The following is a 14,333-nucleotide window of genomic DNA, read 5'->3' on the forward strand; positions in this document are numbered from 1 at the left end:
ATAAGGCCTGATTATACTGGAACTAGATCAGGAGGGGGGAAGACGATACACTGTGGAACAAAGTAGCAACGGAAAAGGAGGGAGTGTTATGCTGTCTAAGCGCCAGTTAAAGATACTTATGGAATTTTGTTCCAGTCCGGGCGCGGTTTTTTCATCACAGTACTTTTCAGACAGGCTCGAAGTGAGTATCAGAACTGTGAAAGCTGATTTTGACGTGGTAAAAGAGGCCCTGGACCGGGATGGAAGCGCCGTTATTCTGTCGATGCCTTCCAAAGGCAGTATATTAAAGGTGCTGAATCAGGAGAGATTCCAGGAACTGACGGAGAGAATCAGAAGAGAATATTCAGATGAATTTCCGCTGACAGAACAGCCCATGAGGGTAAAATTAATGATATCCAGGCTGCTGGGAACGAACCAGTATCTGACCAAAGAATGGCTGGAAGAGGAGATGGCCGTGTCGGAATCTACGCTTTATCTCGATATGAAGCTTGTCAGAAAGACCATTGAGCCATACCAGCTGACCATGTCTTACGAATCCGGAAGGGGGTATAAGATCGGGGGCCTGGAAAAGAACAAGAGGCAGTGTCTCATTAAGGAAAATATCTATACACTGCCGGCCGGAAACAGGAACAGAAAATCACTGGAGATGAAGACTGTCACCATGATTGAAGAGATTATCGTAGAGACGCTGGTGGACTACGAGTTTAAGATTTCGGATACTCTGTTCCGGGAACTCATTGTCTATGTGGTATTGTCGATTGAACGTATGCTGGGGGGGAATTTTATAAGAAAGAAAAATACGAACGAGAGTAACACCAGCAGTGAACGGGAATATGAGATTGCAGAGCGTATCCTGAGACGGAGTGCAGTGAAGCTGAATTTTCCGGTGATGGAGGATGAGATCGGACTGCTGGCTATCTATTTAAAAGGAACAGGGGACTACGACAGAAAGAGTGGAATTCCTCAGGAGGTGAATGATTTTATCACCGATTCCCTGTCCCTCATCCACCAGGAATTCAGTGTGGATTTTACCGGAGATGTGGAACTCAATATCTTTCTGTGCCTGCATTTTATTCCTCTGCTCACCAGGCTGCAGAATGATATGCAGCTGGACAATGAGATGCTGTATGAAATCAAACAATCATTTCCGTTTGCCTTTGATATTGCAATCTATTTCTCTCTGCTCATTCAGAAGCGGTATGGAAAAAAGATTGTGGAAGGGGAAATATCGTATTTTGCACTCTGTTTTGCCTATGGGCTGGAAAACTTAAATGCGGAAGAGAATGCGAAGAGCATCCTTGTTATTACTCCGTTAAAGCAGAGTGAAACCATTCTGATCAGGCAGAGAATCAATCAGTGGTTTAAAAATCAGATCGCCTGCCTGGATTTTGTCAATCAGGTTGATCTACCGGCCGTTGAACTGCAGAAATATGACGCAGTATTTACGACCCACAGGAAGCTTACAGGAGCGGTGAAGGATCTCGCGGTTCGCATTCGTATGTTCCCCAGCGAGCAGGACTTTCTCCGGATGAATATGGCAATTAACGGGTATACCAGTGCCGAATCCGTGCTGTCAAAATTCCATGAGGATCTTGTTTTCATGGGGGAAGCAGGCTCTAAAGAGGACATACTGGAACGCCTTCTGACACTGGCTGAGGAAAAGTATGAATTGTCCCCGAGGTTCAGAACTGAAATCCTGGCCAGAGAAGAACTTGGAAGCACCTATTTCGGCAATAAGATTGCCATTCCCCATCCCCTCTGCCCGATTACAGAGGAGACCTTTGTGGTAGCCGGTCTTCTGGACCGGGAGATCAGCTGGTCTGAGAGTGAGAAGGTCCGCATTGTTTTAATGGTATCCGCGGAGGCCAATAACCCTAAGGCATTCCAGCTCTGGCATTACCTTTCTTCCCTGGTATGCAATAAAAAGCTGGTAAACGAACTTCTTTCAGATTTAAGCTATGAAAATCTACTGAATCAATTAACGGAATCCCTCCGTGATAAATTCTGAAATATTAATTATCTGCACGAAGCTTAGTGAAATACATTAAATTTTCTGCCTCTATAGGTGTGCTATACTTAAAACCATAGAGGCCGACAGGAAAGGAGGTGGAGAGGTGACCGGTGTTTTAATTGCGACTCATTATAATATAGGGAAAGCAATTCTGGAGACTGCCGATATGGTGATTGGTCCGCAGGAGCAGGCAGAGGCCATCGGTATTTATGGCGATATGGATCCCTGTTTTTTTGGAGAAGAGATCCTGAACAGGATTGAGAGCATGATGGCAGGAGGATGTGATGAGGTTCTCGTTCTGCTGGATTTATTTGGAGGAACGCCGTGTAATGAAACCGTAAAGCTTCTGCGGGAGCACAAGCTTCAGGTATTAACAGGGTTAAATCTTCCGATGGTCTTAAGCGTCCTGCTTGCAGACCGTCACGTGGTGACAGCCGCCGGGTTACTGGAAATTGGAGAAAAGAGCGGCCGGAAAGGAATTATCAATGTTACCGGGAGAATCGCTTTAATGAGCGGTTCTGATGATTGTCACGGTGACCCGTGCAGGACGCATACGGGTGATCGATAGAAAGGGGGGACATTTATGGCTGTTGTACTGGCGAGGATTGACGACAGACTGATCCACGGGCAGGTTATGACCTCATGGGTGAACTTTACGGGGGCGAATAAGATTATTGTCATTGATGATGTGACGGCAAAGGACAGTTTCCTGTGCATGACGATCAAATCGCTGGTTCCATCCAACATCAGGGCGGAGGTATATACCAGGGAACAGAGCGTGGAGGCGTTCTTAAGCCAGAAAGAGAGCGACAAAATTATCGTTCTGGCTAAAACGCCGGAGCCATACGTCTACTTGCAGGAACACGGGGTTTCATTTGATCACATCAATATCGGGGGTATGGGAATTAAAAAGGGAAGAAAAACTATCTATAAAAATATATCCGCTTCCGATGAGGAACTTACGATGCTGAAGACTCTGGCAGACAATGGGGCCAGGGTATACATACAGATGGTCGCTGAAAACCCGAGAATGGAGCTCGACAAAATCATCTGAGGGGGGATTTACGTATGCAGATAACAATATTTCAGGCTATTTTAATCGGTATTGTGTATTATTTGGGAATTATCGGGACTCCGTGGACCACAGTACTCGGTTCCGCGAGTTTGTTCCAAAAGCCGCTTGTGGCAGGTACACTTGTAGGTTTGATTCTGGGAAGACCGGCGGAGGGCGTCATCATTGGAGCGGCGATCCAGCTTCCCTATATTGCATTTATCTCAGCCGGCGGTACCGTACCGGTTGATCCGGGACTGGCAGGGACCCTGGGGACGGCCCTGGCCATAGCGGGAAATGTAGATCCGGCCACCGCAATTACGCTGGCGGTGCCGCTGGGACTATTAGGAACTATTATTTGGGTGGTACATATGACTGTTGATGTCACATTTGTTCATATGGCCGACAAGGCTGCCAGCGAAGGAAATTTAAAGAAGATCTGTTTCCTCCATGTAGTGCCGCCTCAGATATTTGTATTTATTATCAGTGTGATTCCTGTTATGCTGGGAGCGTATTTCGGAGCTGAATATGTGGGCAATTTCATTGCTATGATCGGGGATAAACCGCTTCATGTGCTTCAGGTAATCGGCGGAATTCTTCCGGCACTGGGAATCGCGATGAATTTACGCTCCATAGGAAGACCGAATACTCTTTTATTCTATTTGCTGGGATTTATTCTGTCCGTTTATTTACAGCTTGACGTCATTGTCATTGCGGTCTTAAGCTTCATTATCGCTTACTTCTATACCCAGTTTAAAGAGGGAAGATCAGAAGGAGGTGCCATCTTATGAGTGAAAAACAGGTAAAGACATTAACGAAAAAGGATGTTGTGGGTTCCTTCTGGCGATGGACATTTTTCAGTCATGCTAACTATAACTATGAGCGTCTTGCGGCTACCGGATTCGTACACGCAATGGCACCGATTATTGAGAAACTGTATGGAGATGATCCGGAGGAATATAAGGCTGCGCTGGAGCGCCACATGGAATTCTATAACACAGAACCGCATTTTGGCGGCGTCATTAACGGCATGGTCATTGCCATGGAAGAGCAGCGGGCTAACGGAGCAGAGATATCTGACGAGGCCATTAACGGTATTAAGACGGGCCTAATGGGACCGTTTGCAGGAATTGGCGATACGTTGTGGCAGGGGACATTAACGCCGATTTTGCTGTCGATCGGTATATCACTGAGTGCAGGAGGAAGCTTGTTCGGACCATTTGTCTACTCGGTGCTGATGATGGGTATCATGCTTTCCATTGCGTATTACGTGTGGATGCAGGGCTATAAGCTGGGGCGAGAGGGAATTCAGAAGATTATGGCCAGTGGTCTGATTAAAAAGGTGATTACAGGGGCTTCTGCAATCGGAGCCATGGTAATGGGGGCACTGACGGCCCAGTTTGTTGCCCTGTCAACTCCGGTTATGATCCATTTAAGTGACGGCGAGCTTGCTGTTCAGACAGCGATTTTGGATAAGCTGTTCCATGGCCTTCTTCCACTGGCCCTGACACTGATGACGCTTTATCTGCTGAAGAAAAAGAAGATGAAATCCATGCAGGTTATGGTGATTTTAATCGTACTCGGCTTAGTCGGCGGTCTGTTCGGTATTTTCTAAACAGGGAGGTAAACATGGAAGACAATTTGATGACCTTGACAACTGAGGAACGAAATCCGCGGACCATGGATATGAGCCATATGGAAGCCGGAGAAATAGCGGCTGTTATGAATGAGGAGGATTATCGCTGTGCGGCTGCAGTGAAAGAGGCTCTTCCTCAGATCGTAAATATGATCGATACCTGTATTTCCACTATATCAGGCGGAGGCCGCGTATTTTTTATTGGAGCAGCTCATTCCGGTTATCTGGGACTTTTGGATGGATATGAGACGAACGCCACCTTTGGGACAGAGAACCAGTTTATTCCCATCGTAGCTGGGCATTTCTCAGATATTATGAAGACGGAGGGAGGTGCAGAGGACTCTGCGGAGAGCGGAAAAGCAGATTTAGAGGCTTACGGTATTGACGAAAAAGATTACTGCATTGGCCTGAGTGCCTCCGGAAGAACGCCATATCCCATTGGTGCGCTGACTTATGCCAGGAAATGCGGGACGAGAACTGCAGCGATTATCAACAATTACGATACACTTCTTGGGCGTGTTGCGGATGATGTGGTGGAACTGGTAGCCGGAGCTGAGGTAATTACGGGATCTACACGGCTGAAAGCGGGCACCTGTATGAAAATGGCACTCAATATGATTACTACGGTTACCATGGTAAAGCTGGGTAAGGTGTACAGCAATTTAATGATCGAAGTGCCTCCGGTCAGTGACAAAATGAGAAAACGCCTCCTGTATATCCTGCAGCAGGCATCCGGGTGCACGAAAGAGCGGGCGAAGGAGCTGATGGAGGAGACGGAGTACGATATTAAGCTTGCATTGTTAATGGCGAAGAAATCAATCGGTCTTGAACAGGCAATTAAGGTGTTTGAGGAATGCGGGGGAGATATTAACCGGGTGATATAGGCGGAATAGAATATAGTAACAGGGAGAAGCCCTATGGCTGCCGAATGGCAGTTGTGGGGCTTCTCTACGCTTTTCATGATATGATCGGAAAGATTAAACAGAAAAGCTTCTCTCCCCGATTGACAAAAGTCCATAAACAGTATAATATTTAATTAAATTAATTAAATAAATCAGACGATCAAAATAAACTCAGGAGAAGGAGGCAGATCAAGTGGTTGATTTAAGGGGAAATCCGTTTTATCTGGATGAAGCAGGGGAGCGGTGGGTAAAGGAAACCGAGGCCGCCATGACGCCGCATGAAAAGGTATGCCAGCTCTTTGCAGACCCGCTCATGGGAAAAAGCAGGGAGGAGCTGATTCAGTTCCTGGAAGAGTATCCGCTTGCGGCCATTCCGTTCAGGGCCGCACTCTATGGCAACGAGGAGGCTCAGGATATCATGGCAGAGCTTCAGGAGCGTGCAAAAATTCCTTATCTCTACGCGGGAAACTGTGAGTCCGGTCCTAACGGCGCGCTGAAAGGGGGAACCCTGGTGGCTTCCGGGGCGCAGGTCCGGGCGACGAGAGATGCCCGTTATGCCTACGAGGTGGGACGGATTACAGGCAGTGAGACCTCTGCAGTGGGGTATAACTGGACGTTTGGTCCTGTGGGGGACATCTATGGCAACTGGAGAAACAGTCTGATTAATACGAGGGCCTACGGCAGTGACCCGCAGTTTGTCAGCGACTGCGTGGAGGCATATAATAAGGGGTGTATGGAATATGGCGTAGTGCCGTGCCTTAAGCATTTCCCGGGGGATGGCTGGGAAGAGAGGGACCGGCATCTAGCCATATCAAACAATGGTCTGACTTGTGAAGAGTGGGATGAGACGTATGGGAAAATCTATCAGACGGCGATTGATCATGGTGTGTTAAGCATCATGGCGGCCCATTTTACGCTTCCCGCTTATCAGAAGAAGCTGAATCCGCAGCTGGAGGAACGGGATATGCAGCCGGCCTGCCTTTCCATAGAGCTAATCGGGGGGCTTTTGCGCGGCCGGCTTGGGTTTCATGGTCTTGTGGTAACAGACCAGACGAAGATGATGGGATATTACGGAATGAGCCGTTTCGATGCAATACCTCTGTCGATTGCCTGCGGCTGCGATATGATATTGGGAATCAATGATATAGAAGAGGACGTGGAGGCGATGAAAGCGGGCCTTAAGTCGGGAATCGTGACAGAGGAGCGGCTTACGGAGGCAATTTACCGGATCCTGGCCTGCAAAGCGGCGATCGGACTTCACAGAAGGAAGGAGAGCGGCAGTTTTCATCCGGGAAAAGAGGCACTGGCGCGAATCGGATGCAGAGAGCATCTGGAGACGGCGAGAGAGGCATCGCAGAAGGCTGTCACACTGGTCAAGAATACGAAGGGACAGCTTCCTCTGTCTCCGGAGGTTTATAAAAAGATCGGGGTGTTTGTCCTGTCCGGCAATGTGGGAAGTCTGAATTCTTCCTACGGCCAGGGAGTCCAGTCAGGAGGTAGCGATCAGATTACGGAGCGGATTCTGGCGGCGTTGAAGAAATACGGCTATGAACCGGAGCTCATGGTATCTTCTGTCAATAAAGGGAAAATAGCGGATTTTAAGGCCAGGTATGACGCGGTGATGATCTTTGCGGATATTACCAGCTTCGCACAGACTAATTCAGTAAGGCTGTTTTGGCCGCATCCCATGTCGAGCTGTTATCCCTGGTACATACATGACGTTCCCACTGTATTTACATCCTTTAATTATACGAACCATCTCGTCGATGTGGCGAGAGTACCGGCCTTCATAAACGCATACAATGATACGTCGGAAACAGTGGATGAGACGGTAAAGCGCATTGCGGGGCTGGCTCCATTTGAGGGGAAATACGACGAGGATGTCTGGTGCGGCATGTGGGACACACATTTTTAGACTGCCCGTCAGGGGAAAGGGGGTCATGAATTGGAATTAATTATTGAAAACTCGTATCAAAATCATGAGGTATTTCAGTTTGCGGAAAAGGAACTGAAGGATTATTGGAAAAAGATGCAGGAGAAGAGCGATGCGCTTCAATTGCCGGGAAGCTATCGGCTGAGGCTGGAACTGGCAGCAGGAGGGGAAAGCTGTCATGAAACGGAACAATCCGCGATGGCTCCGGATGGATATGTAATTGATACCGGAGAACAGGGCGGCGTGATCGCCGGAAATAATCCGTGCAGTGTGCTAATCGGTGTATACGCCTGGCTCCAGTCCGCCGGCTGCCATTTCCTGCGGCCGGGGAGGAAGTATGAGATCATCGAGCCGCTATCCGGGCTGGCAGCACTTTCGATGACCGAGAAAAAGACGGCTTCCCTGCGCCATCGGGGAGTCTGTATCGAGGGCGCCGATTCGATGGAAAACATCCTGGACTTCATTGACTGGCTGCCCAAAATGGGATATAACTCATTTTTCCTTCAGTTTAAGCTTCCCTATACCTTTATGGCCAGGTGGTACCATCATGAAAACAATCCGATGCTACCGGAGGAGGAATTTGATACGGAGCGGGCGGAAGCGTATACGGAGACCGTGCGCAGGGAGATGAAACGGAGGGGACTGAAGCTTCATCAGGTGGGGCACGGATGGACAGGCGACGTAATCGGATTTCCGGCGGTGGAGTGGAAGCCAGCAACCCGGAAGCCAACCAGAGAAGAGACCGGCATGATGGCGCAGCTGAATGGGACACGAGCGCTGTTTCACGGAATTCCAATGAATACAAATCTTTGCTATTCCGATGAAACGGTAATGGAGGCATTTACCGATCAAATTGTCCGGTATGCGGTTCAGAATCCGGATATCAATTATCTCCATGTATGGCTGGCCGATGAGTACAACAACGTCTGTGAGTGTGATTCCTGTAAGAAGGAGCTTCCTTCCGACCAGTACGTCAGAATATTAAATCTGGCCGACCAAAAGCTTACGGAGGCAGGGAGCACCATGCGAATCGTTTTTCTGCTGTATCAGGAGCTTTTATGGCCTCCCCAAAAGGAGCGCTTTAAGAACCCGGACCGTTTTGTGCTGATGTTTGCGCCGATCAGCCGTACTTTTGAGGAGTCATACCAAATCCGTCCGGAGTATGGGGCCGTTATGCCATACCGGAGAAATGAGATCCGGCTTCCGGTGGATTTGAACGAGAATATGGCTTTTCTGCGCGCGTGGCAGGAGATATTTCACGGGGACAGCTTTGTCTATGATTATCCGCTGGGCAGGGCTCATTACGGAGATTTCGGCTACGTCAGGCTGGCGGAAGTCATCGGCCATGATATAGAGCGGCTGGGGGATATGGGGCTGAACGGATATATCAGCTGCCAGGAGCTTCGGGCCGCGCTTCCGAATGCACTGCCGAACTACGTTATGGGAAAGAAGCTGTTTGATCCGTCCCTTTCAGAGGAGCGGCTGGAAGAAGCTTATTTCTCGGCGGCGTATGGACGTGAGGGCGAACGGGTACGGGAGTACTTAAAGGCGGTGTCTGCCTTATGCAGCTGTGATTATTTCAATGGAAAGGGGCCGCGGGAGAACCGTGTTGTGGCAGACCGCATGGCTTCACTTGAAAAAATGGCGCATGAGTTTCTGCCGTTTATCCGGGAACATGTGAAAAGCTGCGGAGACGAGAACCGAAGCTATTGGATTCATCTGGAATATCACTCCGAATACATCAGGCGTTTAGGAAAGGCGTTGTTTTATCTGGCAGCAGGAAAGCGGGAAGAGGCGGGAAAATCCTGGTCGGAGTTTTGTACCTTTCTGCAGCAGCATGAAATAGAGTTCCAGGAGTGTGTGGATGTATACCGTGTGATCGAGGTAGGACACCACTATACAGGATTTTAGCAGTGAAATTTAATTTGGAAAGGGTCGAAATTGCTTATGAAACAGGACTTCATATGCAGTTTCGGCCCTTCCTTTGTAAGAAATAGATAAAAAATTAAAAAATATATTGACAAGTCATAGGCATAATGATATTATTTAATTAAATTAAAAAACTAATTCAAACCGTAAGAAATTTTATCTGTGAGGTGGATTATGAAAGCAAAGACGGAGAATATGGGAGTGGAAGCTGTCACAAAACGGAATAAACGCCGGGAAAAGCTGATCTTAAACGGCTGGTGCTGGCTGTTTATGTCAATGTCACTTATTTTTTATATCCTGTTTCAGGGATATCCTATCATCTGCAGTATCCAGTACTCGTTTCTGGACTGGTCAGGTCTGACGAGCCATGCGGCTTTTATCGGACTTCAGAATTACGTGGAACTGATTCATGACGAGCTGTTCTGGAATGCCTTTTTCAACAGCTTCAAATATACAATCATGATTGTTCCCTTGGAGCTGGCGGTATCGCTGTTCCTGGCATATATGCTGAACAACGAGGCGCTGAAGGGGAGAACTGTTTACCGGACCATGTACTTTATACCGGTTGTCACCACCGCGTCGGTCGTCGGTATCATCATGATCTTCCTGCTGGGTGTCCAGGGGCCGATTAACCATTTGCTGGTCACGCTTCATCTGATCAAGGCGCCGATCAATTTCCTGGGAAATGCAAAATACGCCATGCCGACACTGGTTCTCATCTCTCTCTGGAAAGACTGCGGAACTTACATGATCTACTGGCTGGCAGGACTTCAGGGCGTTTCCAAGGACGTGTACGAGGCGGCCACCGTGGACGGAGCTACCCGGTTCCAGACATTTATCCATATCGTCCTTCCGCTTATCGCACCGGTCGGCGGAATCATCGCAATCCTGTGCGCGATCAATTCCCTGAAGGTATTTGATATCGTCAAGACGATGACCGAAGGCGGTCCCTTCTATGCGACCGATGTCATTGCCACTTACGTTTATCGTTCGGCGTTCTCCAGTGAGATCGGAATGCCGAGACTGGGATATGCCAGTGCGGCGGCAATTCTGTTTGGAATCGCGGTGATTGTGATCGGTGTCGTGTTAAATATCATCAAGGCGCGTTTGAACAGCAGGCGCGTATAGATGTCAGGAAATCAGGAGGTAAAGATGAACAGAGATAAGGCAAAGAGACAGGTGAAGACCCTGCTGAATCATGGGCTGCTGCTGATAATCGGTCTGGCATGGATCTATCCGTTTTTGTGGATGATATCCGCTTCCTTCAAGGACCAGAACGAATTCTTTAAAAATAAACTGGGACTGATTCCCCAGAATCCCACCTTTGACAATGTCACCAGAATCTGGGAGAAGGCACATTTCAATACATACTTCATTAACACGGTAATTGTAACATTTTTCGCGGTATTCCTCGTGCTGATCATGACGATGCTCGCAGGATATGCGATGGGAAGATATAACTTCGTGGGTAAGAAAGTGGTGATGATGGTTTTCATGAGCAGCATTGCGATACCGTTAGTCAGTACGATCATACCGACCTACGAGGTGATCAAGAGCATGAAGCTGGTCGGTACGAAGCTGGGGCTGATCCTGGCTCAGGCCGGCGGCGCTCACGTGATTTTCCTTCTTCTGTTCTCCAGCTTTTTCGAGCAGATCCCCGGAGAACTGGAAGAGGCGGCAAAGGTGGACGGCTGTAATTTCTTTCGGACCTTCTTTAATATCATGATGCCGCTAACGAAGCCGATTGCAACGACCGTAGTCATCATGGAGACCATCTGGGCATGGAACGCATTTATGCTTCCATTGGTACTGACGCTTAATAACCCGTCTTCCCGTACACTGGCTGTCGGACTGTACGCGTTTAAAGGTGAAAATACCGTTGACTGGACCGGCATTGCGGCCGGCGGCGTGATCGCGGTTATTCCGATTATTCTGTTGTTTATCTGTCTGCAGAAATACTTCGTGGAAGGCATCGCGGGAGCGGTTAAGAGTTAATGAGTGCTCATTATAAGGAGGGATAAGATGAGACTTGGTTTTATGACAAACATCCTTGTGAAAAAAGGGATGGTGCAGCTGGACGAAATTGCGGAATGGGCGGCGGCCCAGGGCTTTGAAGACCTGGAAGTGGGACCTACCGTTCCGATGGAGAGAGAGCTGTTTGAGCAGGTTTTGGAGAAGGGGAAGGTGGCGATAACATCTCTTACCTACTGCAGGAATTTTCTCAGCACAGACAGCGGGGAAGCAGAAGCGCATATTGCGGAACTGAAAAAGAGGATTGCATTTGCAGGCGATCTTGGAATAGAAAAGATAGTGACTTCCACGGGCATTAATAAGACCCTGGAGGAGGGAATCTATGACAAGGCGGATTCAATCCGCAGGACACCGGCCCGAAGCCTGGATCAGTTTGTGGAGACCTTTGCTCCCATTGTGGAATACGCAGAGAAGAAAAATGTAAAGCTGGCCTTTGAGAACTGCCCGCTGATGGGAAATATCGCCATTTCCCCGGTGATGTGGAGAGAGATCTTGAAACGGCTGGACAGCAAAATGGTGGGGCTGGCCTATGATCCCTCCCATCTGGTATGGCAGTTTATCGATCCGTATGCTCCGGTGGCGGAGTTCGGGGAACGGATATTCCATGTCCATGCCAAGGATACGGAGATAAAAGAAGAGCGGTTGAAGGAGTGCGGGATTCTGACAGATTTCAGCTGGTGGAGCTACCGGATTCCGGGCCATGGACTTCTGGACTGGAGAAAGCTGACCGGAGAACTGGAAAAAGCGGGGTATCGGGGAACGGTCAGCATCGAACACGAGGATCCGGATTACGAGGATTCGCTGGAACTGGTGGAGAATGGTCTGATACTTGGAAAAGAATATTTAAAGGCATTTATTGGAAAGCGCTGAGAGGAGAAAAACAATGGTAAGAGTAGGAATTGTAGGAGTTGGAAATACGATCGGAATCGCAGGCAACCACATTGACGGGTATTTGAGAGTGCCGGAGGCGAAGATTACGGCCGTTTACGATATTATCAGGGAGAGGGCCGCCGGTTACATAGAGAAATTCGGACTGGAGGGGGCAAAGGCCTGCGAAAGCTATGAAGAACTTCTGGATCTGGTGGATGCAGTCAGCATCTGTACCCCCAATGCCTCCCACATTGAATTAACGGTTCAGGCATTGAAGGCGGGAAAACACGTCCTGTGTGAGAAGCCGTTTGGAGTCGATGCGCCGGAATGCCAGAAGGCATTAAATTATGCGGAAATGTCCGGCAGGGTCTGCATGATCGGGCTCTGCTACCGCGGAATTCCCGGGTATATGTATTTGAAGAAGCTGATCGATGACGGCTCCCTCGGAAAGATCTTTTATATTCGCCAGTCTCTTGGCGGAAACAGAATCGCCAATCCACAGGTAAAGCTGGAATGGAGGATGCAGAAGGAGTTATCGGGACCTGGAGCCATGGCGGACTTTGGAAGCCATATGCTGGATATCGGCGATATGCTGATCCGCGACACGGCGGGACCGATCACCGAGGTACAATGCATGAGCGGTATTATGGTGGAGGAACGCGACCGGGTACATGGGAACGGCAGGGGCAGTGTGGATAACGACGATGTGGCGATGTTCTCTGCCAGGACGAGGGATGGCGTCCTGCTCTCCTACACGGCCAGCAGAATCGGCAGCAGACATACGGTGGAAGTATACGGCAGCGGCGGAAACGCGGTGTTTGACGGCGCCGACCATTTCTCACTGCAGATCCAGAAGAAAGATCCGGAGGGCGGATATTTAGGCGCGCCGGAGTGCGTAAAGGTTCCGGAGGAGATGTATCTGATTAATGAAAATGTTCCGAGAACACCGTTTGCGATCAATTTCTATTTTGAGATAAAACAGTTTATTGATGCAATTGAAAAAGGAACGCCGGTGGATACAGACTTCCAGAGAGGCATTTATATTCAGAAGCTGATCGATGCGCTGCAGGAATCTTCAGACTGCGGATGCAGTGTTCCCATTGACTTTGAATAGACCAGGAGGATTTTTAAAATGAAAATAGGCTGTCATGCCGTCCTGTTTACCGACAGGATCGCAAAGGAAACGGAAGAAGTATTAAAGGAATTTGAGAAGACCGGATGCCAGGGCGTGGAGATCGGCGCGCGTTTCTTCGGAGTCGAAAAGAGCAGTTATTTAAAGGAACTGCTGGATCAGTATCATTTGCAGCTGTCAGGACTTCATGTATCTGCACTGTGGACCGATCTTCTGGATGATCCGCAGAAGGTGGAGGATGCGGTTGGGAAGGCAGTGGAATTTCTGCAGGTTATGCCGAATAAGAATATTATTTTTACAGGTATGGCTCAGAACGACCCATCGCAGCATCCAGAAGAAGACATAGATCCGAGACTATCTGATCCGGCAGCGGCTGAGAAAATGGCTGGAAAACTGAACGAGATGGCAGCAAAGGCGAAGGAGAGTGGTGTTTCCGTCAACTATCATAACCACTGCTGGGAGTTTGACCAGGATGGCCTGCTGTTTATGGCGCTGATTCATCATGCTCCGGAGGTGCGGTTCGCACTGGATACCGGCTGGGCAGCCGGCAGCGGTTGGGAACCGGCAGATTTATTAGAGAAGTATCCGGACAGAATTTCATACGTTCATTTACGGGACTTTAAAAAAGAAGATATGGAAAAATGCAGGACATTTGCTGAAAAACAGGAAAACTATGTGGACCTGGGCAAGGGCAACATGGACTATGAAAGACTCCTGTCCGTAATAAAAAAGAATTTCGGAGACAATGGCTGGGCGGTCATTGAATATGAAAAAGGAAAGGTAGACTTTGAACGGTATACGAAGGCAGTTTCGTATGTTCGGGAAATTATTGGGTAGG

13 protein-coding genes are annotated in these 14,333 nt (G+C 48.7%); all 13 read left to right on the plus strand.

What is annotated here, in order from left to right; all coding sequences use genetic code 11:
• The first annotated feature begins 88 nt into the window (after positions 1 to 88).
• Entirely contained in the window at positions 89 to 2,008 is a 1,920-nt protein-coding gene (locus M1L66_RS08760; protein WP_187022786.1) for a BglG family transcription antiterminator, read from the plus strand.
• Positions 2,009 to 2,114: 106 nt separating this feature from the next.
• A complete protein-coding gene (locus tag M1L66_RS08765) occupies positions 2,115 to 2,579 on the plus strand; it encodes a PTS sugar transporter subunit IIA (protein WP_187022785.1) in 465 nt (154 codons plus the stop codon).
• 15 nt (positions 2,580 to 2,594) lie between these two features.
• Entirely contained in the window at positions 2,595 to 3,065 is a 471-nt protein-coding gene (locus M1L66_RS08770) for a PTS system mannose/fructose/N-acetylgalactosamine-transporter subunit IIB (RefSeq protein ID WP_156834891.1), read from the plus strand.
• A 14-nt stretch (positions 3,066 to 3,079) separates the two neighbouring features.
• Positions 3,080 to 3,853 carry a PTS mannose/fructose/sorbose/N-acetylgalactosamine transporter subunit IIC gene (locus M1L66_RS08775; RefSeq protein ID WP_025530361.1) on the plus strand — a complete coding sequence of 258 codons (774 nt, stop codon included), beginning with the start codon at positions 3,080 to 3,082 and terminating at the stop codon, positions 3,851 to 3,853.
• Positions 3,850 to 4,677, plus strand: a complete 828-nt coding sequence (locus M1L66_RS08780) for a PTS system mannose/fructose/sorbose family transporter subunit IID (protein ID WP_025530362.1) — start codon at positions 3,850 to 3,852, stop codon at positions 4,675 to 4,677. The genes M1L66_RS08775 and M1L66_RS08780 overlap by 4 nt, the downstream gene beginning before the upstream one ends.
• A gap of 14 nt (positions 4,678 to 4,691) precedes the next feature.
• Positions 4,692 to 5,582, plus strand: coding sequence for an N-acetylmuramic acid 6-phosphate etherase (locus M1L66_RS08785; RefSeq protein WP_434692295.1), 891 nt, complete (start codon positions 4,692 to 4,694; stop codon positions 5,580 to 5,582).
• Between the two features lie 211 nt (positions 5,583 to 5,793).
• Positions 5,794 to 7,515, plus strand: coding sequence for a glycoside hydrolase family 3 protein (locus M1L66_RS08790; protein ID WP_434692297.1), 1,722 nt, complete (start codon positions 5,794 to 5,796; stop codon positions 7,513 to 7,515).
• A gap of 30 nt (positions 7,516 to 7,545) precedes the next feature.
• Complete coding sequence (locus tag M1L66_RS08795) at positions 7,546 to 9,444, plus strand: DUF4838 domain-containing protein (RefSeq protein ID WP_434692299.1); 1,899 nt, start codon at positions 7,546 to 7,548, stop codon at positions 9,442 to 9,444.
• A 192-nt stretch (positions 9,445 to 9,636) separates the two neighbouring features.
• On the plus strand, positions 9,637 to 10,590 hold the full coding sequence (locus M1L66_RS08800) for a carbohydrate ABC transporter permease (RefSeq protein ID WP_025530068.1): 954 nt from the start codon (positions 9,637 to 9,639) through the stop codon (positions 10,588 to 10,590).
• Between the two features lie 24 nt (positions 10,591 to 10,614).
• Positions 10,615 to 11,457: a carbohydrate ABC transporter permease gene (locus M1L66_RS08805; RefSeq protein WP_187022781.1), complete on the plus strand. Its 843-nt coding sequence runs from the start codon at positions 10,615 to 10,617 to the stop codon at positions 11,455 to 11,457.
• Between the two features lie 27 nt (positions 11,458 to 11,484).
• Positions 11,485 to 12,363 (plus strand): sugar phosphate isomerase/epimerase family protein, encoded by an 879-nt coding sequence (locus M1L66_RS08810; RefSeq protein WP_434692302.1) that lies wholly within the window; start codon positions 11,485 to 11,487, stop codon positions 12,361 to 12,363.
• 13 nt (positions 12,364 to 12,376) lie between these two features.
• The gene (locus M1L66_RS08815) at positions 12,377 to 13,477 is read left to right on the plus strand and encodes a Gfo/Idh/MocA family protein (protein ID WP_002600854.1); all 1,101 of its coding nucleotides are present in this window, start codon (positions 12,377 to 12,379) and stop codon (positions 13,475 to 13,477) included.
• 18 nt (positions 13,478 to 13,495) lie between these two features.
• On the plus strand, positions 13,496 to 14,332 hold the full coding sequence (locus M1L66_RS08820; protein ID WP_434692305.1) for a sugar phosphate isomerase/epimerase family protein: 837 nt from the start codon (positions 13,496 to 13,498) through the stop codon (positions 14,330 to 14,332).
• Position 14,333: the final 1 nt, after the last annotated feature.

It is taken from the genome of Hungatella sp. SB206 (assembly GCF_051132295.1).
In the GTDB taxonomy this organism is placed as follows: Bacteria; Bacillota; Clostridia; order Lachnospirales; family Lachnospiraceae; genus Hungatella; species Hungatella effluvii.

Bases quoted from the DNA above. Each gene is read 5' to 3' on its own strand.
- M1L66_RS08785 (WP_434692295.1), top strand. From the start codon at position 4,692: ATGGAAGACAATTTGATGACCTTGACAACTGAGGAACGAAATCCGCGG.
- M1L66_RS08780 (WP_025530362.1), top strand. From the start codon at position 3,850: ATGAGTGAAAAACAGGTAAAGACATTAACGAAAAAGGATGTTGTGGGT.
- M1L66_RS08775 (WP_025530361.1), top strand. From the start codon at position 3,080: ATGCAGATAACAATATTTCAGGCTATTTTAATCGGTATTGTGTATTAT.
- M1L66_RS08805 (WP_187022781.1), top strand. From the start codon at position 10,615: ATGAACAGAGATAAGGCAAAGAGACAGGTGAAGACCCTGCTGAATCAT.
- M1L66_RS08810 (WP_434692302.1), top strand. From the start codon at position 11,485: ATGAGACTTGGTTTTATGACAAACATCCTTGTGAAAAAAGGGATGGTG.
- M1L66_RS08770 (WP_156834891.1), top strand. From the start codon at position 2,595: ATGGCTGTTGTACTGGCGAGGATTGACGACAGACTGATCCACGGGCAG.
- M1L66_RS08800 (WP_025530068.1), top strand. From the start codon at position 9,637: ATGAAAGCAAAGACGGAGAATATGGGAGTGGAAGCTGTCACAAAACGG.
- M1L66_RS08815 (WP_002600854.1), top strand. From the start codon at position 12,377: ATGGTAAGAGTAGGAATTGTAGGAGTTGGAAATACGATCGGAATCGCA.
- M1L66_RS08820 (WP_434692305.1), top strand. From the start codon at position 13,496: ATGAAAATAGGCTGTCATGCCGTCCTGTTTACCGACAGGATCGCAAAG.
- M1L66_RS08760 (WP_187022786.1), top strand. From the start codon at position 89: ATGCTGTCTAAGCGCCAGTTAAAGATACTTATGGAATTTTGTTCCAGT.